The 24,227-nt window shown below is 72.4% G+C and carries 19 protein-coding genes; 12 read left to right on the forward strand and 7 right to left on the reverse strand.

Annotated elements, in window-relative coordinates; all coding sequences use genetic code 11:
• The first annotated feature begins 30 nt into the window (after window positions 1-30).
• Both ACIBO1_RS17890 and ACIBO1_RS17895 read left to right on the forward strand, forming a co-directional pair.
• Window positions 31-390, forward strand: coding sequence for an STAS domain-containing protein (locus ACIBO1_RS17890; protein WP_396747629.1), 360 nt, complete (start codon window positions 31-33; stop codon window positions 388-390).
• Window positions 391-449: 59 nt separating this feature from the next.
• Window positions 450-896, forward strand: a complete 447-nt coding sequence (locus ACIBO1_RS17895; RefSeq protein ID WP_396747632.1) for a response regulator — start codon at window positions 450-452, stop codon at window positions 894-896.
• 85 nt (window positions 897-981) lie between these two features.
• On the opposite strand, the gene ACIBO1_RS17900 is transcribed toward ACIBO1_RS17895, so the two are convergent.
• From ACIBO1_RS17900 to ACIBO1_RS17910, 3 genes are all read right to left on the reverse strand, one after another.
• Window positions 982-1,851, reverse strand: coding sequence for a hypothetical protein (locus tag ACIBO1_RS17900; protein ID WP_396747635.1), 870 nt, complete (start codon window positions 1,849-1,851; stop codon window positions 982-984).
• A 436-nt stretch (window positions 1,852-2,287) separates the two neighbouring features.
• Window positions 2,288-2,707: an OsmC family protein gene (locus ACIBO1_RS17905; protein WP_396747638.1), complete on the reverse strand. Its 420-nt coding sequence runs from the start codon at window positions 2,705-2,707 to the stop codon at window positions 2,288-2,290.
• 53 nt (window positions 2,708-2,760) lie between these two features.
• A complete protein-coding gene (locus tag ACIBO1_RS17910; protein WP_396747641.1) occupies window positions 2,761-3,705 on the reverse strand; it encodes a serine/threonine-protein kinase in 945 nt (314 codons plus the stop codon).
• Between the two features lie 168 nt (window positions 3,706-3,873).
• On the opposite strand from ACIBO1_RS17910, the gene ACIBO1_RS17915 reads away from it, so the two are divergent.
• The 7 genes from ACIBO1_RS17915 (at window position 3,874) to ACIBO1_RS17945 (ending at window position 11,978) form a co-directional block, all read left to right on the forward strand.
• Complete coding sequence (locus tag ACIBO1_RS17915) at window positions 3,874-4,098, forward strand: hypothetical protein (protein ID WP_396747644.1); 225 nt, start codon at window positions 3,874-3,876, stop codon at window positions 4,096-4,098.
• An 85-nt stretch (window positions 4,099-4,183) separates the two neighbouring features.
• Window positions 4,184-4,930, forward strand: a complete 747-nt coding sequence (locus ACIBO1_RS17920; protein WP_396747647.1) for a response regulator transcription factor — start codon at window positions 4,184-4,186, stop codon at window positions 4,928-4,930.
• Between the two features lie 17 nt (window positions 4,931-4,947).
• Window positions 4,948-6,390: an ATP-binding protein gene (locus ACIBO1_RS17925; protein ID WP_396747805.1), complete on the forward strand. Its 1,443-nt coding sequence runs from the start codon at window positions 4,948-4,950 to the stop codon at window positions 6,388-6,390.
• Window positions 6,391-6,633: 243 nt separating this feature from the next.
• Window positions 6,634-6,783, forward strand: coding sequence for a hypothetical protein (locus tag ACIBO1_RS17930; RefSeq protein ID WP_191088694.1), 150 nt, complete (start codon window positions 6,634-6,636; stop codon window positions 6,781-6,783).
• 9 nt (window positions 6,784-6,792) lie between these two features.
• Complete coding sequence (locus ACIBO1_RS17935; RefSeq protein ID WP_396747650.1) at window positions 6,793-8,295, forward strand: methyltransferase; 1,503 nt, start codon at window positions 6,793-6,795, stop codon at window positions 8,293-8,295.
• Window positions 8,288-10,387: a sulfatase-like hydrolase/transferase gene (locus tag ACIBO1_RS17940; RefSeq protein ID WP_396747652.1), complete on the forward strand. Its 2,100-nt coding sequence runs from the start codon at window positions 8,288-8,290 to the stop codon at window positions 10,385-10,387. Before ACIBO1_RS17935 ends, ACIBO1_RS17940 begins: the two co-directional genes overlap by 8 nt.
• A 307-nt stretch (window positions 10,388-10,694) precedes the next feature.
• Entirely contained in the window at window positions 10,695-11,978 is a 1,284-nt protein-coding gene (locus ACIBO1_RS17945) for a citrate synthase (RefSeq protein WP_350697336.1), read from the forward strand.
• 76 nt (window positions 11,979-12,054) lie between these two features.
• On the opposite strand, the gene ACIBO1_RS17950 is transcribed toward ACIBO1_RS17945, so the two are convergent.
• The 4 genes from ACIBO1_RS17950 to ACIBO1_RS17965 all read right to left on the reverse strand — a co-directional run bounded on the left by ACIBO1_RS17950 (window position 12,055) and on the right by ACIBO1_RS17965 (window position 17,703).
• Window positions 12,055-12,735, reverse strand: coding sequence for a fasciclin domain-containing protein (locus tag ACIBO1_RS17950; protein WP_396747656.1), 681 nt, complete (start codon window positions 12,733-12,735; stop codon window positions 12,055-12,057).
• Between the two features lie 93 nt (window positions 12,736-12,828).
• A complete protein-coding gene (locus ACIBO1_RS17955; RefSeq protein ID WP_396747659.1) occupies window positions 12,829-14,952 on the reverse strand; it encodes a M14 family zinc carboxypeptidase in 2,124 nt (707 codons plus the stop codon).
• 131 nt (window positions 14,953-15,083) lie between these two features.
• Window positions 15,084-15,740, reverse strand: a complete 657-nt coding sequence (locus tag ACIBO1_RS17960; RefSeq protein ID WP_396747662.1) for a response regulator transcription factor — start codon at window positions 15,738-15,740, stop codon at window positions 15,084-15,086.
• A 559-nt stretch (window positions 15,741-16,299) separates the two neighbouring features.
• Window positions 16,300-17,703 carry a glycosyltransferase family 4 protein gene (locus tag ACIBO1_RS17965; protein WP_396747664.1) on the reverse strand — a complete coding sequence of 468 codons (1,404 nt, stop codon included), beginning with the start codon at window positions 17,701-17,703 and terminating at the stop codon, window positions 16,300-16,302.
• Window positions 17,704-18,028: 325 nt separating this feature from the next.
• Between ACIBO1_RS17965 and glgX the strand changes: the two genes are divergently transcribed.
• Genes glgX through treZ form a run of 3 tightly spaced genes read left to right on the forward strand, consistent with a single transcriptional unit; the run spans window position 18,029 to window position 24,173 of the window.
• The gene (glgX, locus tag ACIBO1_RS17970) at window positions 18,029-20,146 is read left to right on the forward strand and encodes a glycogen debranching protein GlgX (protein WP_396747667.1); all 2,118 of its coding nucleotides are present in this window, start codon (window positions 18,029-18,031) and stop codon (window positions 20,144-20,146) included.
• Between the two features lie 2 nt (window positions 20,147-20,148).
• Entirely contained in the window at window positions 20,149-22,452 is a 2,304-nt protein-coding gene (gene treY, locus ACIBO1_RS17975) for a malto-oligosyltrehalose synthase (protein ID WP_396747670.1), read from the forward strand.
• The gene (gene treZ, locus ACIBO1_RS17980; RefSeq protein WP_396747672.1) at window positions 22,449-24,173 is read left to right on the forward strand and encodes a malto-oligosyltrehalose trehalohydrolase; all 1,725 of its coding nucleotides are present in this window, start codon (window positions 22,449-22,451) and stop codon (window positions 24,171-24,173) included. Before treY ends, treZ begins: the two co-directional genes overlap by 4 nt.
• The last annotated feature ends 54 nt before the right edge of the window (window positions 24,174-24,227 follow it).

Below are 24,227 nucleotides of genomic sequence, written 5' to 3' on the forward strand. Positions count from 1 at the left end.
ATCCGGCTCTGTACGGCGGGAGGGATCACCGTGACGTTCACCGTCACGTACGCCGAGCGCCTCGGTGGCGGGCCGACCCGCCTCCGGCTCACCGGCGAACTCGACATGAGCACCGCCGGGGAACTCAACGCCGTCATCGACCGGCTGGCCGACTCGGGGGAACGCCGGTTGCTGGTCGACCTGACGGACCTCACGTTCTGCGACTCCACCGGCATCTCGGTCTTCGTCCGGGGGGACAACCGGGCGGCGGCCGAGGGCGGCTGGTTGCGCGTCACCGGCGCGACCGGCCGGGTGGAGCGGGTGCTCAAGGTGACGGGTCTCGCCGAGGTGCTGGGGTACGGTGCTGACGCCGTCGACCCGGCGGCCACGGACCGCCCGGGGATCGGCTAGATTTCCCGCCAGCGCGGGGCCGAGAGGCTCCGCCCTCGACGACCTGAGGGCAGGCAACGATGGGCGCACGCACCCTTGACCCGGTACACATCCTCGTCGTCGACGACGACCCGGGTGACGTGCTCATGATCGAGGAGGCGTTGGCCACCTCGACCGTCGAAAAGGTCATCGACGTGGTCAGCGACGGCCAGGAGGCGATGGAGTTCCTGCGCCGCGAGGGGCGGCACACCGGGGCGCACCGGCCGGACGTGATCCTGCTCGACCTGAACATGCCCCGCATGGACGGGCGTCAGGTGCTGGGCGAGGTCAAGAACGACGAGGACCTGCGGACCATCCCGATCGTCGTGCTGACCACGTCGAACGCGGACACCGACATCATCAGCAGCTACACGTTGCAGGCCAACGCGTACGTCACCAAGCCGATCGACCTGGACGACTTCAACGACGTCGTGCACCGCATCGACGAGTTCTTCGGCCGGGTCGTCGTGCTGCCCAAGCGCGCCTGAGACCCGCCGTCGCGGCCGGTCCGGCCCCGCCGGCCCGGCTGTCGCCCACGCAGACGCGAGAACGGGCCGGACCGGCGACGACGGGTCAGGTCAGCGCCGCCACGATCGTGGCGGCCCGCTCCTCGTGCTGCGCGTACGCGTACGGGTAGGCGGAGATCTGCACGGCCTGGGCGGCCAGGGTCAGGCTCATCTGCTGCCAGCCCGGCACCTTCAGCAGCGCCTCGTAGAAGGCGCGCGAGGCGTACGCGGGCCGCATCAGGTCGCGGACGCTGCCCCAGCCGCTGCTGGGGCGCTGCTGGAAGAGCCCGACCGAGTCGTGGTCCCAGCCGATGGCCTGGTGCGGGTAGTTCTGCGACTCGGGCAGCACACCGCTGGCGTAGTTGAGCAGCGTGCTCTCCTGCATGGCGGTGGCGACGGCGACGACCAGCCCCTGGCGCGGGATCTTGAGGTCCACGCCGACGTCCACGATCACCTTGGCGTTGTCCATCTGCGCCTGGGTCAGCCCGGCGACCGGCTTGGGGCGGGCCGGCGGGGCCGGGGTCGCCTTCTTCGGCTTCGGGGAGGTCGTCTTCTTCGGCGTCGGCGAGGCGGTCGGCGACGCGCTGGGGCTCGGGCTGGCCGGCGTGGGAGAGGGACTGCGGTCGAAGGAGCGGGAGGCGGGGTCGTCCTCGGCGGCCAGGGCGCGGTCGGCCACCGACTCGGCGACCTGGGCCCGGGGGGTCTCGTCGTCGTCCCGGTTCGCCGTCGCCACCGCCGCCGCGCCGAGGCAGCAGGTCACGCCGGTGGCGAGGGCCACCCGGACCGGGGTGGAGGCCAGCAGGGCACGGACGCCACGACGTGGGGTCACCACGCGTCGGTGTCGCCCTGTCGTCCGTTCGGACGATGCTCCGTCGGCCGTACGGCTCGCCGGTGGCTCGGGGTTCAGCTTCTGGTCGATGGGGTCGTCGGGATGCACCCGCCGAGGCTAGAAAGCCCTCGGCCCGATGCCACCGGCCCGCTTGGTGGCATGCGTCACAATTTGTGGTTGTCGACCGGTCGATACTGCACGGTTCACCGGATAGCGGATGCACCTCGGCTATCCGTCGTTCCCGCCATGCCGGATTTGCCGGTGCGAACAGGACGAAATAGTGATCTCATCGCTGTCTATCGACGACCGGCGGTGCCTCCCCCTAACGGTGGAGGGCCGCCTGGGCTCACCGTGTCGTCGCCGTTCAGGCGGTCGGCCCCCCTGTTTCCACCCGCCCCACCACCCCCACACGCCCCAGCGCCCTGGGCACCCCGTCGATCATGGACTTGTGGCGACGGCATAACATCCTAAATCCGACTAGCCGGGTGCCACGACGTCATGATCGGCGAGGGTCGGCGGTGTGGGCCGCTGCGCCCCGGGCGGGTCAGTGCCGGCCGTTTTCCGCCGGAGTGACCGTCAGCCGGTGCCGGCCGCCGTCGGCGCTGGAGAACGGCCACAGCAGGTCGGCCTGCTCCACCAGCTCGGTGAGCTGCTGGCGGGTCAGGCCCACCGACGAGATCGAGGCGTGCACGTCGGCCCGGTACCGGCCGTCGTCGTCGCGTCCGAGGCTGGCCTCCGCGCGTACCTGCACGGTGTGCGCCTCGTCGGTGATCCCCCCGGCCGCCTCGACCGCCGCGTGGTGCAGGCAGGAGGCGAAGGCGGCGGCGAGCAGCTGCGACGGGGTGAGCCCGCTGCAGTGTGCCGCCAACGGAGAGGCGAGGCCAGTGGAGAGCGCCTCGTCGTCGGTGTGGATGTGGCCGCCCTCGGCGGTGGCCGTGGCAACCTCGTTCAGCCAGGAACTCATCGCGTTCCTCCCGTCGCTCCCCGCCCGGCTACCCGACCCCGATCGGGTGAAACTCACCGTGGATGCCGGCTCCACTGCACGCGCGGTGCGGCCTCGGTGACCTCGGCCGCCGCCCGTTCCGTCCACGGGCTCACCGGAGGACGCTGGCGGGGCAGCAGGGGCTGGTGCATCGGCACGTACACCCGGGCGTCCACCGCCTCGGCCAGCAGCAGGGCGGTGACCAGGCTGGTCGGCCGCCGGTCGGGATCGTCGGCGAGGCAGCGCCGGCAGAGGTCGGCCACCTCGGCGGGCAGGCCCGGCACCTCGGGCAGCGGGCGCGGGGGCTGCCGCCCGTGCGGCCCGAGCAACTGCGTGACGCTGTCCGCCGAGTACGGCAGCCGCCCGGCCAGGCAGCAGTAGAGCAGCACGCCGAGGGCGTACATGTCGGCGGCCGGGGTGGCGGGCGCCCGGCGCAGTTGCTCGGGGGCGAGGTACGCGGGCGTACCCACCACCACGCCGTCGGGAGTGGGGTCGGCGGTGCCGGTCGGAGTGGCGATGCCGAAGTCGAGCACCTTCACCCCGGACGGGGTGAGCATCACGTTCGCCGGTTTGACGTCACGGTGCACGATGCCGTGCGCGTGGGCGGCGGCCAGCGCCGCGCTGACCTCGGCGCAGACCCGGACCGCGATCTGCCAGTCCAGCGGCCCGGCGCGCAGGTGCGCGGCGAGCGTCAGCCCCTCGGCCAGCTCCATCACGATGTACGGCTGCTCGCGCCCGGGCAGGCCGGCGCAGGTGCCGAAGTCGTGCACACTGGCGACGTTGGGATGCACCAGGCGGGCCGCCGAGCGGGCCTCGGCGCGGATCCGCTCGACCGAGGCGTCCCCGTCCGGCTGACCCGGCGACACCAGCTTCACCGCGACCGGCCGGTCGAGCACCGTGTCGTGGGCCCGCCACACCTCGGACATCCCACCGACGCCGATGCGCTGTTCGAGCCGGTAACGCCCGTCCAGCGTCCGCATGGACCGCTCCTCGCCCTCGTGTTGCCGTGCCGTGCTCCACCTGACTGCGCGGCGTCGGGCACGGTACCCCGTCGTTGATCAGGGCAAACCGGCCTCCGACGGCGGCCGGTGCGTTAGCGTGCGAGCCGGGACGGCGACGAACCGGACGAACGGAGAGCGGAGCACACGATGAGTGAGGTGACCGTACGTTTCGTTGGCGGCCCGGCCGACGACCTGGTCCGGGCGTTGCCGGCCGGCCCCGACGGGGCGCCGCCCCGGCTGTGGGTGCTGCGCCGGCCGGAGTCCGCACCGGACCCCGCCGCCGACCATCTCTACGCGCGGCAGCGGCCCGACGGCACGGGGGACTGGACGATGCGCTTCGTCCGGACCGACCCGGTCGGCGTGAGCGAGTGAGCGAACCCGTACGCGGGGGATCCACACAGCCGGCACACAGCAACCGCACAAGCGGAGCCCAGTCCGTCCGCTCACGATGGGGACCATGATGAGCGAGGGAGCGGTCGGGCCGGGCCGCGTCGAGCTGCGCCGGCCCGACGGCGAACCGGTCCGCGTGCTGGTCGTCGACGACGAACCGACGCTGACCGACCTGCTGTCGATGGCGCTGCGATACGAGGGCTGGCAGGTCCGCACCGCCGGGGACGGGACGGCGGCGGTCCGCGCCGCCCGGCAGTTCCAGCCGGACGCGGTGGTGCTCGACGTGATGCTCCCCGACCTCGACGGCTTCCAGGTGCTGCGTCGGCTGCGCGCGGAGAGCGCCACCCTGCCGGTGCTGTTCCTGACCGCCCGCGACGCGGTCGAGGAGCGCATCGCCGGGCTGACCGTGGGCGGCGACGACTACGTGACCAAGCCGTTCAGCCTGGAGGAGGTGATCGCCCGGCTGCGGGCGCTGCTGCGCCGCTCCGGGTTCGCGGTCGCCGCCCGCCCCGACTCGGTCCTCACGGTCGGCGGTCTCACGCTGGACGAGGACAGCCACGAGGTACGCCGGGACGGTCAGTTGGTCACGCTCACCGCCACCGAGTTCGAGCTGCTGCGCTACCTGATGCGCAACCCGCGTCGGGTGCTCAGCAAGGCGCAGATCCTCGACCGGGTGTGGAACTACGACTTCGGCGGCCAGGCCAACGTGGTCGAGCTGTACATCTCGTACCTGCGCAAGAAGATCGACGCCGGCCGTCCGCCGATGATCCACACGCTGCGTGGCGCCGGGTACCTGCTCAAGCCGGCGGAGTGAGGGTGCTGCGGCGCTGGCTGGCCGGCTGGTCGCTGCGTACCCGCCTGGTGGTCACGCTGGTCGCGCTGCTCGCCGTGGTCAGCCTGGCCATCGGCGGCCTGACCACGGTGGCGCTGCGGCAGTTCCTGATCTCCCGAGTGGACCAGCAGTTGCAGTCGATGCCCGGCGGTCGTCCCGGCGTGCCGTGGGAGCCCGGACCGGGCGGCGGGCCGTGGAACGGCGACGTGCGGGTCCCGCGCGGCTTCCCGTCCGGCACGATCAGCGCGCGGGTCGTCGACGGCCGGGTCACCGAGGCGTGGACGCTCGTCGACCGCCAAGAGCGGGAGGTGCCGGTCGAGGAGGTCTCGGCGCTGGCCCTGGTGCCCACCGACGGTCGTCCCCGCAGCGTCGACCTGGGCGACCGGGGTGGCTACCGGCTGGTGGCCCGCCCGTCGGCCACCGGGACCGTCCGGGTGCTCGCGGTGCCGCTGTCCGGGGTGCGGGAGACCGTCTGGTGGATGGTCGCCGCGCAGACCGGTGTCACCGCGGCCGGGCTGCTGGTCGCCGGCACCGCCGGGGCGCTGATCGTGCGGGCCACGCTGCGTCCGCTGCGTCGGGTCGCCGCCACCGCCGCCCACGTCAGCGAACTGCCGCTGGACCGGGGCGAGGTGGCCCTCTCCGAACGGGTGCCGGTCGCCGACACCGACCCGCGCACCGAGGTCGGTCAGGTCGGGTCCGCGCTCAACCGGATGCTCGGGCACGTCGCCGCCGCGCTCGCCGCCCGGCAGGCCAGCGAGACCCGGGTACGCCAGTTCGTCGCCGACGCCAGCCACGAGCTGCGCACCCCGCTGGCCGCGATCCGCGGGTACGCGGAGGTGGCCCGCCGGGGTCGCGACCAGGTCCCGCCCGACGTGGCCCACGCGCTGCGCCGCGTCGAGTCGGAGAGCACCCGGATGACCCGGCTCGTGGACGACCTGCTGCTGCTGGCCCGGCTCGACTCCGGCCGACCGCTGGCCGTCGAACCGGTCGACCTCACCGCGCTGGTCGTGGACGCGGTCAGCGACGCGCACGTGGCCGGCCCGGAGCACCGTTGGCAGCTCGACCTGCCCGACACCGTCGTCCGGGTGTCCGGCGACCCGGCCCGGCTGCACCAGGTGCTGGCGAACCTGCTGGCCAACGCGCGGGTGCACACGCCGCCCGGCAGCACCGTCACCACCGGACTGCGGCTGGCCGACGGCGTCGCCGAACTCCGCGTCGCCGACGACGGGCCGGGCGTACCGCCCGAGCTGCGTCCCGAGGTGTTCGAGCGGTTCGCCCGGGGGGACAGCTCCCGTTCCCGGGCCCACGGCAGCACCGGCCTCGGCCTGGCCATCGTCGCCGCCGTGGTGGAGGCCCACCACGGGACGGTCACCCTGGACACCCGGCCCGGTCGGACCGTCTTCACCGTCCGTCTCCCGCACCTCGCCGCCGACGGCAGGTAAGGAGGGGTCCCCTGCTAACGCCTCGTGCATAGCAGGGGACCCCTGCTTACCTTCACGCCGGCTGGCGGGGGAGCGCGCGGTGCGGCGCGGGTGCGGGCGGGCGGAATCGAACGCGGGGAAGTGCTCGGTTGTGCCCGACAGGCAGCGGCAATCCGCGTACGGTGGCAGGAGTCCGGCAAAACGTGCGAAACGTGAATTGTGTGCCGGATCAACGACGAGGACGGCGAGGGGAAGGAGCGGTCGGTGGAGCACCTGGCCTACCTGGACGCGGGATCCGGCAGCCTGATCGTGCAGGCGGTGGTCGGCGGCGTCGCCGGCGTCGCGGTGGCGGCCAAACTCTACTGGCGCAGACTCGTCGACCGGTTCCGCCGCCAGCCCACCGACCAGAACTGACCCGCCGGTATGGCGATCCCCGACCTCGGCCGGTCCACCCGGCCGGCCTCGTCCGGCGTCGAGCTGCGGGCCGAGCCCGGCTCCTTCCGCGACCCGGCCAACCGGGTCTTCCACGCCGGTGACGACGTGCTGCGGGCGCTGGACGAGACCGCGGCCCAGCACTGGCGGGCGCTCGCGGGCAGCACCTTCTTCCCGCCCCTGCTCGCCGCCGGCAAGGTCTGCGGCACCGAGGAGCTGCCGGCGGGCGCGCAGGTGCCGCCCTCCGCCGCGCCGGTCGGCACGGCGGACCCGACCGGCACGGAACACCCGGCGTGGGCGGCGGTGCTGCGGCACGAGCGCATCCCGTTCGTCTCCCACCCGTACGAGTGGTCCTTCGCCATGCTGCGCGACGCGGCCCTGCTGCACCTGGAGATCCTCCGGGCGGCCCTGCCAGCCGGCTTCACCACCAAGGACGGCTCGGCGTACAACCTCCAGTGGCGCGGCGTGGAGCCGGTCTTCATCGACGTCGGGTCCTTCGCCCCGCTGCGCGACGGCGAACCGTGGGCCGGCTACCGGCAGTTCTGCCAGACGCTGCTCTATCCGCTGATGCTCGGCGCCCACCTGGGGATGGACTTCCGGCCCTGGCTGCGGGCCCGGATCGACGGCATCGAGCCGGAGCAGATGGTCCCGCTGTTCCGGGGCGTACGGCGGCTGCTGCCGGGCGTGCCGACCCATGTGCACCTGCACGGCAGCGTGCAGCGGCGCAGCGCCGACACCAGCACCGCCGACGTCCGCGCCCAGTTGCGCGCCGCCGGCTACACCCGGGAACTGGCCCTGGCCACCGTGCGGGGCATCGAGAAGCTGGTCCGCCGCCTCGACCACCGGCCCACCGCCACCCACTGGGTGGACTACCAGCGCACCTGCGGCTACTCCGGCGACGACCGGGCCGGCAAGGAACGGTTCGTCGCCGCCGCGCTGACCTGCGCCGCCCGGCCGCGCCTGGTGCTCGACCTGGGCGCCAACGACGGCCGGTACGCCCGCCTCGCCGCCCGGCACGCCGACTACGTCGTCGCCGTCGAGCAGGACCCGGCGGTGCTCGACCGGCTCTACCGGACGCTGCGCGACGAGGGGGAACGGCGCATCCTGCCGCTGGTGATGGACCTCGCCGACCCGTCGCCCGGCGGCGGGTGGCGCGGCGTGGAGCGCGCCTCGTTCGCCGCCCGCGCCGAGGCGAACACCGTGCTCGCCCTGGCCCTGGTGCACCACCTGGCCATCGGACGCAACGTGCCGCTGCCCGAGGTGGTCGCCTGCCTGGCCGGGTACGCCGCCCGGGGCGGCCGGCTGGTGGTGGAGTTCGTCCACCCCGACGACCCGATGGCCGCCCGGCTGCTGGCGAACAAGCCCGACGGTCTTTTCCCCGACTACCGGCGGGACGTCTTCGAGGCGCTGCTCGCCGCGCACGGCACCGTCGAGGACCGGCTGGAGCTGCCCTCGGGCACCCGCACCCTCTACCGGGTGGCCCTGGGTGGCTGACCGACCCACCGACGCGACCGACCCCACGGACGCCGGCCCCACCGACGCCGACGGGGTCGGGGCCGCGCAGGCGAAGCGCCGGTGGGGACGGGGCACGTGGTCGTGGGGCTGGGGCGGCTGGCGGACCGAGGGCGGCCGGGTGCTGGAGGTGACCGCGCTGGTCGGGCTGGCGGTCACCCAGCCGCTGCTGGACGTCCTCGGCCGCAGTCCGGACTTCTTCCTGTTCCACCGCGCCGACCGGGGCGAGATCCTGCTGCTGGTCGCCCTCGTCGCGGTGGTGCCCACCGTCGCGCTCGGGTTGCTCGGCCTGCTGTCCGGGCTGGCCGGCCGGCTCACCCGGGCCGCGACGCACACGCTGCTGCTCGGCCTGCTGGTCGGCGCGCTGGCGGTGCAGGTGGGTCGGCACGTCACGCCGCTACGGGGCGTACCGCTGCTGCTGGTGGCGGCGGTGGCCGGGGCCGGGGCGGCGCTCGTCCACCGGCGGTGGCGGACGCCGGGGCGGGTGCTGCGGGTGGCCGCCGTGGGGCCGCTGATCTTCGTCGGGCTGTTCGTGTTCGCCTCGCCGACCGGGCCGGTGGTGCTGCCCCGGGGAGACGGCGGCGCGGCCGGCACGGCCGTCGGCGACCTGCACCCGCCGGTGGTCATGCTGGTGCTGGACGAGCTGCCCCTGGTCTCGCTGCTCGGCGCGGACGGCGGCATCGACGCGGCCCGCTTCCCGCACTTCGCCGAGCTGGCCGCCGGCTCCACCTGGTACCGCAACTCGACCGGGGTCAGCGGCTGGACGCCGTACGCGCTGCCGGCCATGCTGACCGGCCGCTACCCGGCCCAGCCGTACGCTCCGCACTACTCGCACTACCCGGACAACCTCTTCACCGCCTTCGGCGGGTTGTACGACATCCGGGCCGAGGAGAGCATCACCCGGCTCTGCCCGCCCAGCCGCTGCGAGCAGCCGGTCACCCCGGAACAGGGGATCGGGGTACTGGTCCGGGAGACCGGCACGCTGGCCCGGCAGATCACCGCCCCGCACGACAGCCGGATCGACCCGGAGGACTCGTACCGGGAGCGCACCGCCGAGGAGGCGGGCATCGACGCCGCCGAGCCGGTGCCGAGTGACCCGAAGTTCCGCTGGGACAGCCTCAACGTCAACCAGCCGGCCCGGTTCACCGGCTTCCTCAACGGCCTCACCCCGTCGACCCGGCCCACGCTGCACTTCCTGCACCTGCTGATGCCGCACAGCCCGTGGGCGTACCTGCCGTCCGGCGCCCGCTACGAGGCGCCCGAGGACTTCCCGAACGAGGGGCGGGGGTGGGTGGACCTGGCCCGGCAGCGGCACCTGGCGCAGCTCGGGTACACCGACCGGCTGATCGGCGAGACGATCCGTACGCTGCGCGCCAGCGGGCTGTGGGACCGGGCGCTGGTGGTGGTCACCGCCGACCACGGCGTCAGCTTCACCGAGGGGGCGCAGGGCCGGGGCGAGGGCGCCATCCGTGCCGCACCCGATGAGGTCGCCTGGGTGCCGACGTTCGTCCGGACGCCGGGGCAGCGCGCCGGGCGGGTGGACGACCGCAACTGGGAACACGTCGACCTGCTGCCGACCATCGCCGACGAGGCGGCCATCCGGCTGCCGTGGCGGGTCGACGGCCGCTCGGCCCGGCAGACGCCGCGTACCGATCCGGGCAAGGTCTTCTACGACCGGCCGTCACAGCCCATGCCGATCAGCGGCGGCGTGCCCGCCGCGCTGCCGTCGCCGGCACCGCACCCGCTGGTCGGCACCACCGTGGGCGACGCGCCGCCCGGCGGCACCGCGACCGTCGGCGGGCAGGACGCCTTCCGGGCCGTCGACCCGGACGCCGGCCGGCTGCCGGCGATGGTCTGGGGAACGGTGCCCGACCAGGTCGCCGACGGCACCTCGCTGGCGGTGGCGGTGAACGGCGTGGTCGCGGCCGTGGTGCCGGTGGTGGCCCCGGACCAGGGCGGTCGCCGTTTCGCCGCACTGCTCGCCGACGACAAGCTGTTCCGTCCCGGCGCCAACCGGCTCGACCTGTACCTGGTCGACGCCGCCGGCGACCTGCGTCGGCTGACCGTCACCTGACGTCGCGAGGGCTGTCCGGTCGGTCGTCAGCCGACGCTGCCGACGCGCCCGCACGCGACCTGGCCGTGGCCTCGCGCCGAGTGCGTGACTGAGCGCTCGGACAGTTCCGCACCCGTCGCGTACCGACACTCTTCGTGCTTTCTTCGTGCCTGTATGTCCTCGTCGTCGGGGTTTCCCAGCGCTGTGGTCGGGAATCGGGTGACGCATACCTCACCGCCGAACCACGGCAGGCGGTGTCGCCGCAACCGCAATTACGGTAGAAGCGAAGGCAATTCAACGTAGATCTGCCGGCGAAGCGAGGAACCACATGACGGAAGTCAAGCTCGATCACCCCGGCGGGCAGCTGTCGATGCCGGTACATTCCGCGGTCGAGGGCCCCGCCGGGGTCGGCGTGGGCAAGCTGCTGAAGGAAACCGGGATGACGACCTACGATCCCGGTTTCGTCAATACCGCCGCCTGTTCGTCCGCGATCACCTATATCGACGGCGATGCGGGCATCCTGCGCTACCGTGGCTACCCCATCGAGCAGTTGGCCGAGAAGAGCTCCTTCCTGGAGGTCTCGTACCTCCTGATCTACGGTGAGCTGCCTTCCACCGAGCAGCTCACCGAGTTCACCGAACGCATCCGGCGGCACTCGCTGCTGCACGAGGAGATGCGTCGGTTCTTCGACGGGTTCCCCCGGGACGCGCACCCGATGGCCGTGCTCTCCTCGGCCGTCAGCGCCATCTCCACCTTCTACCAGGACAGTCTGGACCCGTTCGACGCCGAGCACGTGGAGATGTCCACGGTCCGGCTGATGGCGAAGGTGCCCACCATCGCCTCGTACGCCTACAAGAAGTCGATCGGGCAGCCGCTGCTGTACCCGGACAACTCGCTGGGCTACGTGGAGAACTTCCTGCGGATGACGTTCGGCGTGCCGGCGGAGCCGTACGAGGTCGACCCGGTGATGGCCCGCGTGCTGGACATGCTGTTCATCCTGCACGCCGACCACGAGCAGAACTGCTCCACGTCGACCGTGCGGCTGGTCGGCTCCAGCAACGCCAACCTCTTCGCCTCGGTCTCGGCCGGCGTGAACGCGCTGTTCGGCCCGCTGCACGGCGGCGCCAACCAGGCGGTGCTGGAGATGCTGGAGCGCATCCAGGCCGAGGGCGGTGACGTGCAGTCCTTCGTCCGCAAGGTCAAGGACAAGCAGGACGGCGTCAAGCTGATGGGCTTCGGCCACCGGGTCTACAAGAACTACGACCCGCGTGCCGCGATCGTGAAGAAGGCGGCGCAGGACGTGCTCGGCCGGATGGCCAAGCCGGACCCGCTGCTGGACATCGCCATGCAGTTGGAGGAGATCGCGCTCGCCGACGACTTCTTCGTCGACCGCCGGCTCTACCCGAACGTGGACTTCTACACCGGGCTCATCTACAAGGCGATGGGCTTCCCGACCAAGATGTTCACGGTGCTGTTCGCGCTGGGCCGGCTGCCGGGCTGGATCGCGCAGTGGCGTGAGATGATCAACGACCCGGAGACCAAGATCGGCCGTCCGCGGCAGGTCTACACCGGTGCCGTCGAGCGGGACTACCTCCCCTTCGAGAAGCGCTGAGGTTAGGAAGGGTCCCTTCCTATGCCGTAGGCGTTAGGAAGGGACCCTTGCTTACATCCAAGACGCGCGCGAACGGTCAGTGCGCCGGGTGGCCGTCGTCGTCCTCGCCCGCCGTGGTGGGCAGCGAGCCGAGGACCCGGTTGATGACATGGATCCGGGTGCCGGCGGCCTGGTAGTCCGCACAGACGGTCTGCGCCTCGTCGCCGAACCGGGCGGCCTCGCCCTGTCCGGTGACGGTGAGTTCGGTGTCGGCGAGGGTGCGCACGGTGCCGGCGGCGACCAGTTCGGAGGCCGACATCGGCCCGGTCACCACGTGCTCGCGCAGCAGGTCCCGCAGGTCGTCGACGTCGTGCAGCAGCAGCTCGTCGAGGTTGGTCCGGGAGAACTTCGCCGAGAAGGCGTCGTCGGTGGGGGCCAGCACGGTCACGCCGGCCAGTTCGCCGCCCAGACCGGTGGCCCGGACCGCCGCCTCGAAGGTGGTCAGCACGGGAATCCACTGGAGGGCCTGGTCGGCGGGCTGGCCGGCCAGCGAGCCCGGGTTGCCGGGTTCGGTGCCCGCCGGCAGTTGCTCGCAGAGCGGGCCGGTCACGGCGACGGCGACGGGCGTCCCGGCGTCCGCCGCGTCGGCGTCGCGATCCGCGCCGCCGGTGCAGCCGGCGACCGCGAGCAGCGCGGCCAGGGCCGCACCGGCGACCGGGACCGCGCGCCGTCGGGCCCGTCGCAGGTCCGTCGTCGAGGGCCTGAGGGTGTCGGTCACGGTTGCCTCCACGTGCGTAGGTGAGAGGGGGGTACCGGCAGGCCGGGCGCGGATCCGGCCTGCCGGTACGTCGGTCGGTCGAGGTTCAGCAGGTCACAGGCGCGCGCACTGGCCGGACTTCGGACCGCTCACCGAGTTGACGACCTCCAGGCTGACCGGCGTGGCGGTGTTGCCGGAGCAGGACAGCGGGCCGTTCACGGTGTTGCCGGCGACCAGCGGAGCGTCACCGGTGTTGTTGACCACGTTGACCGGGCCGTTGGTGCGGTTGCCGACCAGGACCACCGGGCCACGGACGCCGGTGGCGTTGACCGGTCCGTGCACCGTGCTGGCGGTCAGGACGAACCCGGCCGCACCGCTGGCGTCCACCGGCCCGTTGATCGAGCTGCCGTTGACGATCAGCGCGGCACCCGGCTGGACCTTGATCGGACCACGGAGGGTGGCGTCGGCCACGCAGGTCACCCCGGAGACGGTCAGCGGACCGTTACGGGTGCCGGTCACGGTGGCGGCGATCCGCTCGCCGACGACCAGGCCCTCCACGGCCTGCTCGTCGAGCAGCAGCGGCACCAGACCCCGCTCGGGCTGGGACAGCGGCACGACGTACCCGTCGGCGACCTTGATCACCTTCCAGCCGTGCGCGGCGAGCCGCTGGGCCACGGTGGTCTGCCGGCCGGCGGGACCGTCGGTGCGGGCACCGTTGTACTGCGCCTCCGTGAGCTTGTATGCGCACGGCGCCTGCTCCAGGATCCGAGCCGGCGTGGGGGCGTCGACCGGCGGCGGGGTGTCACCCGGGTGCGGGGCGGGGTGCGCCTCGATCGGGCGGGAGCCGCGGAAGACGATCCGGCCGGTGTTCGCCGACTGGAACTTGATCGCCTCGGCCCGGGCACTGGTGAGGTTGGTGGCGCTCGCCTGGTGGTAGGCCAGGAACTGGTTGAACGTCCACAGCGCCGAGTAGGTCTTGCGGCGACGGTTGTTGGCCGTGTTGGTCTCGTCCGGCCGGGTCGGGCCGCCCGAGCTGCGCAGCTCCAGCAGGGAGTTGACCACGTTCTTCAGACCCAGCGTGTTACGGAGGATGGTCTCCTCACCCAGGCCGACGCTGGCCCCGGTGCACCCGTACGGGCAGGCCCACCAGCCGTCCTTGGCGCCCTGGGTGTACATGTGACCCTCGATCATGTTCTGCGATTCGTCGAAGATCCCCTGCGCCACGTTGGCGTGCCGCGGCGGCAGCATCGGCAGGTCACCGGTGTTGGCGTTGCCGTACTCGTGACCGTCGTAGCTGGCGATCGGGCGGTAGTCGCGGATCATCTCCACGAAGGTCTGCGTCTCCGGCTGGCGGATCAGCGAGTAGTCCCGGTTCAGGTCCTGGCCGGTGGAGTTGCCCCGGCTGTTGGCGGCCCGACCGTCGCCGTTGATCGTCGGCAGGATCAGCATGGTGGTCTTCGACAGCCGGTCGAGGGTGGCCGGGTCGTCGGTGAAGGCAAGCTGGCGGGCCATGATGAAGCAGGCCTCGCGGTCACCCGGCTCGTTGCCGTGCACGTTGCAGTTGAGCAGCAGCGGGTTCGTCGCGGCCACGGCCTCCGGGGTCGCCGGCGGGGTGGGGTAGCCGATGACGAACATGTTGATCGGCCGGTTGTTGATGGTGCGGCCGAGCTCCACGACGCGGACCCGCTCGCTCAGCTCGTCGATGGCCGCCGTGTAGGCGTACTCGTTGACGTCGCTGGTGTACTGCGCGCCGAGGGTGTTCTCCCACTGCGTACGCAGGTTCTGGCCGGCGACGTTCGGGTCGCCCCAGTGCGCCTTGGTGGCGCCGCTGACAGCCGCCGAGTACGGCTGCGCCTCGGTGCCGAAGCGGGCGCGTACCCGCCACTGGAACCGGTTGCCCGGCACGAAGCCGGCGTCGGCGAAGGTGGGCTCGGAGTTGTTGATCTGACGGTTCGGCCGCCAGACACCGACGATCACACCGTTAGCGGAGGGGGTCCCGTCCTCCGCGAGAGCGGTGCGCTCGATCTGGTAGTCGGTGGCGCCGTCGACGTGGGTCCAGGCCAGCGTGGCGTACCCGTCGCTCTGGACGACCGTCAGGCCCTGGACCTGGTTCGGTTCCGCCTGCGTCAGGGCCGTGGCGGGCAGCTGCCCGTACGCCGGGACGGGCTGGGCGGTCGCCGCGAGTACCGCGACGAGAAGTGTGGAGAAGACACCGGCCGTTGTCCGTCTGTATCTCAAGGGGGGTTCTCCAAACAGGAGGGAGGGCTTGGATACCGACAGCACACCCGCAGACGGCCGACGACGGGGCTGCGAGCAGGGATTCTTGAGGATGCCTTGAGGTTCGTGCGCTCCCGGACCTGAGCCGACGCTCAGCCGGCCCGGAGGCGATAACCGACACCGCGTACGGTTTCGACCAGTCCGGCGTCGTCGAGTTTGGCGCGCAGCGCGGCCACGTGGACGTCGAGGTTGTGCCGGGTCGCCCAGGTGGTCTGCCAGACCTCCAACTGCAACCGGTCCCGGGGCACCACGGTGCCCGCCTGCCGGGCCAGCGCCAGCAGCAGGTCGAACTCCTTGCGGGACAGCCCGACCTCCCGGTCGGCCACCCAGACCCGCCGGGCGTCCACGTCGATGCGCAGCGTGCCCACCTGCACCAACGTCGCCGGCCGGGCGGTCCGCGTGGTCCGCCGCATCACCGCCTCGATCCGGGCCTGCAACTCGACCATCGAGAAGGGCTTCACCACGTAGTCGTCCGCCCCGGCCCGTAACCCGGCCACCCGATCGTGCTCCTCGGCGCGCGCCGTCACGGCGATGATGGCGACCCCCTCGTTGTGCTGGCGGATCCGCCGGCACACCTCCAGGCCGTCGCGGTCCGGCAGGTTCATGTCGAGCAGGATGAGGTCCACCGGCTCCGCCTCGACCGCCTCGGCGGCCGTCAACGCCTGCACGACCTCGTGCCCCCGCCGCCGCAGCGCGGCGGAGAGACCCGCCGACACGCGTAGGTCGTCTTCCACCAGGAGCACCCGCACGCACACCCTCCTCGACCTCGCGTAGGCGGGGGCCTTCCCCGAATCCTTGCGAGTCTGTCGGATGTTAAGGAGCGGTGACCAGTGCAGATACAAGATCGTAACGACAGAATCATCTGGCCGAACGGTTCTGGCCGTCACCCGGCGCAGGCCGCCACGCACCCGTTTGGTCCGGCTTGGACGGAGTTGTCATCCGCGCGTCGCCGCCAGGTCGGTGCGCTGAGGGCTGCTCGCCGTCGCGGTGGTCGACCACCCTCGACGCCTGTCGAGCTGACCCGTCCGTGCGTTCGCGGCCTGGGTCGAGCATCTGGGCGGCCTCCGTTCGCGGGCCAGGGTCGAGTATCCGTCGGCCTCGTCCACCAGCCGGTCGAGCGGACCTGCTCGGCGTCGGCGATCCGTTCTCGCCATCAGCTCGACAGGCGCGGCGAAGGAGTACCTCTTCCGCCGCCACCGACCGCCAGGCTGGCCAGGTCCCGGTCGGCGGCGGCCGGATACGGTGACGGCCCTGGCGCCCGCGTGCGGCGGGAGCCAGGGCCGTGTCGTGCGACGGCGCGGGTGTGGGTCAGCGTAGGCCGGCGGCGGCCAGCAGGTTGCCCTCCGGCACCACCGGGCGCGACCGACCGTGCGCCATGAGCTGCGCGGCGCGTTCGGCGGCGACGTTCGGGGCCTGGGCGATGGCCGCCGCGTACGCCGAGCCGGTGCGGCTGGCGATGGCCGCCCAGCCGTACTGCTCGTGCACCATGGCACGGGCGCGACGGGCCAGCGCCCGGGCGCGCTCCCGGTCGGAGAGCACCGCGTGCACCGCGTCGGTCAGCGCGTCCGGGTCGTGCGGCCGGAACGTCATGCCGGTGACGCCGGGCTCGACGATCTCGGCGAGCCCGCCGGTCTCGGCGACCGCGAGCGGGGCGCCGGCGGCGGCACCCTCCAGCGCCACCATGCCGAACGGCTCGTAGATGCTGGGCACCGCGAAGCAGTCCGAGGCGGCCATCACGGCCGGCAGGTCGGTGCCGCCGAGGAAGCCGGGCAGGCTGACCATGCCGCCCAGGCCGAGCCGGTGCACGTCGGCCTCCAGCTCGCCACGGTACGGCCCGTCACCGACGATCACCGCGCGCAGCCCGGGGTGCCGTTCGCGCAGCTTGGGCAGGCCGGCGAGCAGGTGCTGCACGCCCTTCTCGTAGACCAGCCGTCCCGCGAAGGTGACCAGCGGGCCGTCCCCGGCGAACCGGGCCCGAGCCTGCGCCACCGCGCTCGCCGACACCCGCCAGCGGTGCGGCTCCACCCCGTTGGGCACCACGTCGACGCGGTCGGTCGGCACCCCGAACAGGGCGCTGACCTCCTCGCGCATGTACCCGGAGCAGACCACCACCCGGGTCGACTCGGTGCTGAGCCAGTGCTCGACGCCGTGGATGGTGCGGTTCATCTCCTCGGGCAGCCAGCCCTGGTGCCGGCCCGCCTCGGTGGCGTGGATGGTGCTGACCAGCGGCAGGTCGAGGTGGTCGCGCAGGGTCATCGCGGCGTGCGCGACCAGCCAGTCGTGCGCGTGGATGACGTCGTAGCCACCGGAGGACGCGGCGCGGAGCGCGGCCCGGGTCAGAGTGTGGTTGAACGCCATCGTCCAGGCGAGCAGGCTCTCGGTGGCCAGCGGGAAGGTCACCGGGTCCTCGGCGGCGCGGACGACGCGGACGCCGTCGACGTACTCCTCCAGCGGAGCGCCCTCGCAGTGACGTGTGACGACGGTGACCTCGTGGCCGGCGGCGGCCAGGGCCACCGAGAGCGCGTGCACGTGCCGGCCCAGGCCGCCCACGAGCACCGGCGGGAACTCCCACGACAGCATCAGGATGCGGTGGGTGCGCGGCGGGGTGGCCGGACCGGGCTGGGCCGGGATCTGGGGTCGCGAGGTGAGGGTGGGCCGGTGGATTCGGTCCGTGGCGGTGGCGGTACGCCCGCCGATCCGCAGGGTCGTCACAAGAGTCTCCGTCCGTGCAGCAGAGAATGCGCCGGCATCGGTGGCGGCGGGGGAACAGCGTCGGATTTCGGGCACGCGAGAACTTGCCCGGTAACAAGGAAACGGCATGATGGCCGATAACGCACCTTGAGAACGGTCACAGTGACGGAGGGCACCGCAAGGGTTCATCTCGCATCAGTCGGCTGGATACCGGGCATTCACCCGATCGGATGGATTGGTGGCGGACCGTGCGGGGCATTACCGCCGCGCGCCTCGGCCGGGCTCCCCCGGACGGGTGCGCTACGGGCGCGGGCGCGCGCTCGTGACACGTGGCCGAAGGAGCGACATGCAGGTCTGGCCGGGCGAGCGGTACCCCCTCGGGGCCACGTACGACGGGATGGGCACCAACTTCGCGATCTTCTCCGAGGTGGCGGACAAGATCGAGCTGTGCCTCTTCGACGAGTGGGACGTCGGACACGAACGTCGGGTGGAACTGCGCGAGGTGGACGCGTACGTCTGGCACGCGTACATCCCGGGGATCGGGCCCGGCCAGCGGTACGGCTACCGCGTGCACGGCCCGTACGAGCCGGCGAACGGGCTGCGCTGCAACCCGCACAAGCTGCTCATCGACCCGTACGCCAAGGCGATCGACGGGGACGTGCAGTGGGACCCGGCGGTCTACGACTACGAGCACGGCGACCCGGACCGGATGAACGTCACCGACTCGGCGCCGTTCATGCCCAAGTCCGTGGTGGTGAACCCCTACTTCGACTGGGGCAACGACGCCCCGCCGCGCATCCCGTACCACCACTCGGTGATCTACGAGGCGCACGTGCGCGGGCTGACCATGCGGCTGCCCGGCATCCCCGAGGAGCTGCGCGGCACGTACGCGGGCATCGCCTCGCCGCCGATGATCGAGCACCTGACCCGGCTCGGCATCACCGCCATCGAGCTGATGCCGGTGCACCAGTTCGTCAACGACCACCGCCTGGCCGACATGGGGCTGCGCAACTACTGGGGCTACAACACCATCGGCTTCTTCGCCCCGCACCACGCCTACTCCGCGCTGGGTCATCTGGGCCAGCAGGTGCAGGAGTTCCGGGGCATGGTCAAGGCGCTGCACGCGGCCGGCATCGAGGTCATCCTCGACGTGGTCTACAACCACACCGCCGAGGGCAACCACCTCGGCCCGGCGCTCAGCTTCAAGGGCGTCGACAACCCCAGCTACTACCGCCTGTCCGAGGAGAACCGGCAGCACTACGTGGACTACACCGGCACCGGCAACAGCCTCAACGTCCGCAGCCCGCACTCGCTGCAACTGATCATGGATTCGCTGCGGTACTGGGTCACCGAGATGCACGTGGACGGCTTCCGGTTCGACCTGGCCGCCACCCTGGCCCGGGAGTTCTACGAGGTCGACCGGCTCTCCACCTTCTTCGAGGTGGTGCAACAGGACCCGGTGGTCAGCCGGGTCAAACTGATCGCCGAGCCGTGGGACGTCGGCCCCGGCGGCTACCAGGTCGGCAACTTCCCGCCGCAGTGGACCGAGTGGAACGGCAAGTACCGCGACACGGTCCGCGACTTCTGGCGCGGCGAGCCGGCCACCCTCGCCGAGTTCGCCTCCCGGATCTCCGGCTCCGCCGACCTCTACCAGGACGACGGGCGTCGCCCCTTCCACAGCATCAACTTCGTCACCTGCCACGACGGCTTCACCCTGGCCGACCTGGTCTCCTACAACGACAAGCACAACGAGGCCAACGGCGAGGACAACCGCGACGGCGAGAGCCACAACCGCTCCTGGAACTGCGGCGTCGAGGGCGACACCGACGACCCGGGCGTACGCGCGCTGCGCGCCAAGCAGCAACGCAACTTCATCGCCACCCTGTTGCTGTCCCAGGGCGTACCGATGATCGGCCACGGCGACGAACTGGGCCGGACCCAACGGGGCAACAACAACGCGTACTGCCAGGACAGCGAACTGGCCTGGGTCGACTGGGACGCGATCGACAGCGACCTGCTCGACTTCACCCGCCGGCTGGTCCAGTTCCGACGCCAGCACCAGGTCTTCCAGCGCCGCCGCTTCTTCACCGGCCTGCCGGTGCACGGTCGCGGGGTCGACGAGCCCCTGCCCGACCTGGCCTGGTACACCCCGGACGGGCGGGAGATGACCGGCGAGGACTGGGGCAACGACTTCGGCCGCTCGGTCGCGCTGTTCGTCAACGGCGAGGGCATCCGGGAACGCGGCCAGTACGGCCAGCGGCACCACGACGCCTCGTTCTGGCTCTGCTTCAACGCCCACGACGCGCCACTGGACTTCACCCCGCCGCCGGCCGAGTTCGGTCAGCGCTGGGAGCTCGTGATCAGCACCGCCGAACCCGACCAGGACAAGAGCACCACCGTGGAGACCGGCGCTTCGGTCTGCGTACCGGACCGCTCGCTGGTGGTGCTGGAGAGGGTGGCCTGACCATGACCGTTATCCCCGTCGGGGCGACCTACCGGGTGCAGGTGAGCCCGGGATTCGACCTCGACGCCACCGCCGGCCTCGCCGACTACCTCGCCGACCTCGGCGTCACCCACCTCTACAGCGCGCCGCTGCTGGCCGCCGCGCCGGGCAGCGCGCACGGCTACGACGTCGTCGACCACCGCAAGGTCAACCCGGAGATCGGCGGCGAACCCGCCCGGCAGCGCCTGCTGCGGGCACTGCGCGAGGCCGGGCTCGGCCTGGTCGTGGACATCGTGCCCAACCACGCCGGAGTCGCCGTACCGGCCGCCAACCCAGCCTGGTGGGACGTGCTGCGCCGGGGACGCGACTCGGCGTACGCCCGCTGGTTCGACATCGACTGGACGCGGGACCGACTGCTGCTGCCGGTGCTCGCCGACGACCCCGACGCGCTGGCCGACCTCAAGATCGCCGACGGTGAGCTGCGCTACCACGAGCACCGCTTCCCGATCGCCGACGGCACCGGCGACGGCAGTCCCCGCGAGGTGCACGACCGGCAGCACTACGAGCTGGTCTCCTGGCGACGCGGGGACGCCGAGCTGACGTACCGCCGGTTCTTCTCGATCGCCGCCCTGGCCGGGCTGCGGGTGGAGGACCCGGAGGTGTTCGCCGCCACCCACGAGCTGATCCTGGCCTGGGTGGCGGCCGGCGAGGTCGACGGCATCCGGGTCGACCACCCCGACGGGCTGCGCGACCCCGGCGGCTACCTGGCGCGGCTGCGCGAGGCCGCCCCCGACGCGTGGCTGGTGGTGGAGAAGATCCTGGAGTACGGCGAGGAGCTGCCCTCCTGGCCGGTGGAGGGCACCACCGGCTACGACGCCCTCCACGCCGTCGGTGGACTCTTCGTCGACAGCGACGCCGAGGCCGACTTCACCGCCCTGGACACCCGGCTGGTCGGCCGGGCCACCTCCTGGGCCGACCTGACCCACGACACGAAACTCGGCGCCGCCACCCGGCTGCTCGCCACCGAGCTGGCCCGGCTGGCCGCACTCGCCCCCGACGTGGAGCCGGACGCGGCGCGCGCCGCCCTGGCCGAGTTGGCCGCCGCGTTCCCGGTCTACCGGGGCTACCCGCCCGACGGGGCCCGACACCTGGCCAACGCCCGTGCCGAGGCCGGCCGCCGCCGCACCGACCTGACCGGCGCGCTGGACGCGGTGACCCGGCGGCTGCGCGACCCCGACGACGAGCTGGCCCGCCGCTTCCCGCAGTTCACCGGCGCCGTGATGGCCAAGGGCGTCGAGGACACCGCCTACTACCGGTGGACCCGGTTCGTCGCGCTCAACGAGGTCGGCGGCAGCCCCGCCCACTTCGGCACCCTGCCCGGCCGCTTCCACCGCTTCGCCGCCGCCCGGCACGAACGCTGGCCGGCCAGCATGACCACGCTGTCGACCCACGACACCAAACGCGGCGAGGACGTCCGCGCCCGCCTGGCCGTCCTCGCCGAGTTGCCGCGCCGCTGGGCCGAGCAGGTCACCGCCTGGACGTCCGCCGTGCCGCTGCCGGATGCCGCGCTGGCTCACCTGCTCTGGCAGACCGTCGTCGGCGCCTGGCCGATCGCGCGCGAGCGGATGCACGCGTACGCCGAGAAGGCCGCCCGGGAGGCCGCCGCCTCGACCGGTTGGACCGACCCCGACCCGGCCTTCGAGCAGGCGATGCACGCCCTGGTCGACGCCATGTACGACGACCTCGCGGTGCACGCCTCGATCGCCGCGTTCGCCGCCGAGATCACCCCGCCCGGCTGGTCCAACTCGCTCGGGCAGAAGCTGGTGCAGCTCGCCATGCCCGGGGTGCCGGACACCTACCAGGGCACCGAGCTGTGGGACGACTCCCTGGTCGACCCGGACAACCGCCGCCCGGTCGACTTCGACGTACGCCGGGAGCTGCTGGCCCGGCTCGATGCCGGCTGGCAGCCGGCGGTGGACGAGACCGGCGCGGCCAAGCTGCTCGTGGTGTCCCGCACCCTGCGGCTGCGTCGCGCCCGCCCGGAGCTGTTCGGCGACTACCAGCCGGTCGTCGTGCACGGCCCGGCCGCCCGGCACGCCGTCGCCTTCGACCGGGGCGGCGCGCTCGCCGTCGCCACCCGGCTGCCGCTGGGCCTGGCGGCGGGCGGCGGCTGGCGCGACACCACCCTGTCACTGCCTGTTAACCAGATGTCGTGCCAGTTCACCGGGCGGGTCTACAGTGACGGTCAGGTCCGTCTGGCCGACCTGCTCACCACCTATCCCGTCGCGCTACTCGCTCCCCTCGAAGGCTCCGGGAAGGCGTCATGACCGAGTTCACCGTCTGGGCACCGGAGGCGTCCCGGGTCCGACTGCGCCTGCCGGGCGCCGCCGACCACGAGATGCGCGCCTCCCGGGGCGGCTGGTGGCGGGTCGAGGTGCCCGACGCCGGCGACGACTACGCGTTCCTGCTCGACGACGACGACCGGGCGCTGCCGGATCCCCGCTCGCGGTGGCAGCCCGCCGGGGTGCACGGCCCGAGCCGCCGCTACGACCACGCCGCGTTCGACTGGACCGACACCGCCTGGACCGGGCGGCAACTGCCCGGCAGCGTCCTCTACGAACTGCACGTCGGCACGTTCACCCCGGAAGGCACCTTCGACGCCGCGATCGGCAAGCTCGACCACCTGGTCGACCTCGGCGTCGACATGATCGAGCTGCTGCCGGTCAACGCCTTCAACGGCGAGCACAACTGGGGGTACGACGGCGTCTGCTGGTTCGCCCCGCACGAACCGTACGGTGGCCCGGACGGCCTCAAACGGCTTATCGACGCCGCCCACGCCAAGGGGCTGGGGGTGATCCTCGACGTCGTCTACAACCATTTCGGGCCCTCCGGGGCCTACGCGCCGATGTTCGCGCCGTACCTCAGCGAGCGGGACACCCCCTGGGGCCAGGCGGTCAACCTGGACGGCCCGCACTCCGACGGCGTACGCCGCTTCATCACCGACAGTGTCCTGATGTGGCTGCGCGACTACCACGTCGACGGCCTGCGGCTGGACGCCGTCCACGCGATGCCCGACTCCCGCGCGGTGCACCTGCTGGAGGAGATCGCCGTCGAGGTCGAGTCGCTCTCGGTGCACCTGGGCCGCCCGCTCTCCCTGATCGCCGAGTCCGACCTCAACGACCCCCGACTGATCAGCCCCCGCGAGGCCGGCGGCTACGGCCTGCACGCCCAGTGGAACGACGACGCCCACCACGCCCTGCACACCCTGCTCACCGGCGAACGGCAGGGCTACTACGGCGACTTCGGCACCATGGAGTGCCTCGCCGAGGTGCTCACCGGCGCGTTCTTCCACACCGGCACCTGGTCCAGCTTCCGCCACCGCCAGCACGGCCGCCCGGTCGACCCGCGTACCCCCGGCCACCGCTTCGTCGCGTACCTGCAGAACCACGACCAGATCGGCAACCGCGCGGTTGGTGATCGCCTCTCGGCGACGCTGTCCCCGGCGCTGCTGCGCGTCGGCGCGACGCTGCTGATGACCGCCCCGTTCACGCCGATGCTGTTCATGGGGGAGGAGTGGGCGGCCTCCACCCCCTGGCAGTTCTTCACGTCGCACCCGGAGCCCGAGTTGGCGGCTGCCGTGGTGGCCGGCCGGCGCAGCGAGTTCGCCGCCCACGGCTGGCCGCCCGGCGACGTGCCCGACCCGCAGGACCGGCAGACCTTCGTCCGCTCCCGGTTGGACTGGGCCGAGCTGGACAAACCCGAACACCGACAGATGTACGAGTTCCACCGCCGCCTGATCGCGTTGCGCAAGTCCCGCCCCGAGCTGTCCGACCCGCACCTGTTCGCCATCGACGTCCGCCACGGCGACCGGTTCCTGGTGATGCGGCGTGGTGGCTGCCTGGTGGCGGCGAACCTCGCGGACAAGCCGCAGCGGGTCACCCTGCCCGGGGTGGCCCGCCGGGTGCTGCTGGCCACCGGGGAGGGCGTCACGGTGCAACGCGACCGCATCGAACTACCGGCGGAGACGGCAGCGATCGTGGCGCTCTGACCGGCCTGTCGTCCTCGGCCACCGGTGGCGGGCCGCCGGTGGCCGCTGGCTAGT

This window comes from Micromonospora sp. NPDC049903 (genome assembly GCF_044460945.1).
In the GTDB taxonomy this organism is placed as follows: Bacteria; Actinomycetota; Actinomycetes; order Mycobacteriales; family Micromonosporaceae; genus Micromonospora.

Excerpts from the sequence above, each read along its gene's own strand:
- treZ (WP_396747672.1), top strand. The coding sequence starts at position 22,449 with ATGACCGAGTTCACCGTCTGGGCACCGGAGGCGTCCCGGGTCCGACTG.
- treY (WP_396747670.1), top strand. The coding sequence starts at position 20,149 with ATGACCGTTATCCCCGTCGGGGCGACCTACCGGGTGCAGGTGAGCCCG.
- ACIBO1_RS17905 (WP_396747638.1), bottom strand. The coding sequence starts at position 2,707 with ATGAGTTCCTGGCTGAACGAGGTTGCCACGGCCACCGCCGAGGGCGGC.
- ACIBO1_RS17895 (WP_396747632.1), top strand. The coding sequence starts at position 450 with ATGGGCGCACGCACCCTTGACCCGGTACACATCCTCGTCGTCGACGAC.
- ACIBO1_RS17915 (WP_396747644.1), top strand. The coding sequence starts at position 3,874 with ATGAGTGAGGTGACCGTACGTTTCGTTGGCGGCCCGGCCGACGACCTG.
- ACIBO1_RS17935 (WP_396747650.1), top strand. The coding sequence starts at position 6,793 with ATGGCGATCCCCGACCTCGGCCGGTCCACCCGGCCGGCCTCGTCCGGC.
- ACIBO1_RS17945 (WP_350697336.1), top strand. The coding sequence starts at position 10,695 with ATGACGGAAGTCAAGCTCGATCACCCCGGCGGGCAGCTGTCGATGCCG.
- glgX (WP_396747667.1), top strand. The coding sequence starts at position 18,029 with ATGCAGGTCTGGCCGGGCGAGCGGTACCCCCTCGGGGCCACGTACGAC.
- ACIBO1_RS17920 (WP_396747647.1), top strand. The coding sequence starts at position 4,184 with ATGATGAGCGAGGGAGCGGTCGGGCCGGGCCGCGTCGAGCTGCGCCGG.
- ACIBO1_RS17910 (WP_396747641.1), bottom strand. The coding sequence starts at position 3,705 with ATGCGGACGCTGGACGGGCGTTACCGGCTCGAACAGCGCATCGGCGTC.